This is a genomic window from Filifactor villosus (assembly GCF_042652965.1).
In the GTDB taxonomy this organism is placed as follows: Bacteria; Bacillota; Clostridia; order Peptostreptococcales; family Filifactoraceae; genus Filifactor; species Filifactor villosus.
Genome location: NZ_JBHSHL010000069.1, coordinates 1 through 1,875 on the forward strand (window position 1 = coordinate 1; position 1,875 = coordinate 1,875).

Below are 1,875 nucleotides of genomic sequence, written 5' to 3' on the forward strand. Positions count from 1 at the left end.
CTTTCTTTGTTTTTTTGTCCTCTTATTTCTTCGAGGTCAGATTGATGTTGATATCAAGCTTGGTTGATGTCTTGAACTGTTGTAGGGTCATAGCAGTTTTCAAAGGTGGCATGGAAAGAAGTTCAGCAAACTCTAAATACAAAGGAGGAATATTCGTCGGCAACAACAGACAATTGGGATACTCTCCACTTACCAATACCGTCGGTTGTTCAAAACTTTGCATCAACTCTGCAGCAGAGACACGTTTCTGTCTCTCTCTCAAGAATAGATACTGTGCATAACGCATCAGAGAAAGAGCGAGAAAGCACAGTGTGAAATGTCCTTGGATGTGTGGAGTCGTTCTTACATACACCGGTCTTGCCGCAAGATCGGTCTTTAGAATACGAAAACTTTCTTCGATCTGCCACAGTCCCGCATACATCTCACAGATCTCTTGTGTACAATAACGTTTGTTGTTGGTGATGACGGCATAATATCCATCCCAACGTTCTTGTCTTTGCAGTTTTTCTTCATCGATACTCAGAGGGGTCTGTGCCAAATCAAAACAGAGATATTGGTTTCTTCCTCTCTTGAGACTGCTCTTTAGAAGATAGGGTTTCTCCAGATCTTTTTGCAGTTTTTCAAGCATACGAAGACGATCACTTCGATCTTTTTGCGCACGAGAAGCGCTCCATGTTACATGGATCGATACGGGGATCTCCACGGTTTTGTAGGTCGGCTTTCTTCCCCTCTTTTTGGGTAAGGATTCCTGTTCTTCTCGGGTAAGAGGGATCTTTACTTGGAGATGTTGGTCGATGACCTTTTCTCGAAAGACAAGTTGATGATCTCCATCATAGGTGTCTTTCCATCCTTGCTCTAAGAGAACGCTCTCCTGTAGTGCTGCAGGGGATGTTTTAAGTGTATAGGAGAGAGCGAAGTCATGCCCTTCTTGGAGCAGGTAGCAGAGGTTTTCTTTGGCATTGAGACCGCGGTCTGCGATCACTGTAACCTTGTGAAGACCATAGGTGTCTTTTAGGTTTTGAAGGGATGTTTTCATCGTCTTTTGATCCATCGTACATCCGGGAAACAAGGTGAAGGTTATGGGAATGGCGTGCTCATCAATGAGCAATCCCATGACGACTTGGACTTCTTGATGTTTATGATCTTTGGAGAAGCCGAACCTTCGAAGTTCCCCTTGTCGAACACTTTCGAAGGCATAGGTGGTTACGTCATAGTAGACCGATTGATTGGTTCTTCCTACGGCTTTTCGGAAGAAACGATGACAGTGTTCTTCTAAAGGTTGTTTGAGTTGTTCGAGTACATCTAAGGCTTGGTAGTAGACATCTAATCCCACTTCAGACATCCCGGCAAGTTTGGTATGTTTTTGCCAAGAAGAGTGTACGCTGCTTGGATGCATCATACGTTGTAAGAGGAGGGAAAGGACGGCTTCTTTGATGGCACTTTGGTTCTTTTTCTCGCAATGACGATCGAAAAAGGCATCCAGTTTCATTTGTTTCCACAACTGTGTGATGAGGCAGTGTCCAAAATGAAAGGAGGCAGAGGCATCTTGGGCTTGATGGATGTTACGATGCTGTAAGGTAAGGGTAACGGGAGCCTCGGAGAGTTTCTTTTCAAGGGTTCGTCGTTTGGCTTCTTCTTTCCACTTTTCCAAGACATCGGGGTCTTGCGCGAGTAATGTTTCATAGTTTCCAATGGTTTCGATGACCGTGATTTTCTTTTTTCCTGTACCCGGGATTCGCTTATCTTCGCGAAGCTGGATCACACGAGATTTTCCTTTTCCGGTTACTGCAACGTACATAGATTATTCCTCCTGTCAAAGTGTTGCTTCCATTATATCATAACAGGACATAACAGGACAATATATTTGAATAAAAA

Annotated in this window: 1 protein-coding gene; it reads right to left on the minus strand. The window is 43.8% G+C overall.

Features of this window, described 5'->3' with window-relative positions:
* Positions 1–22: 22 nt before the first annotated feature.
* Positions 23–1,798, minus strand: coding sequence for an IS1634 family transposase (locus ACFO4R_RS11950; protein WP_379789454.1), 1,776 nt, complete (start codon positions 1,796–1,798; stop codon positions 23–25).
* Positions 1,799–1,875: the final 77 nt, after the last annotated feature.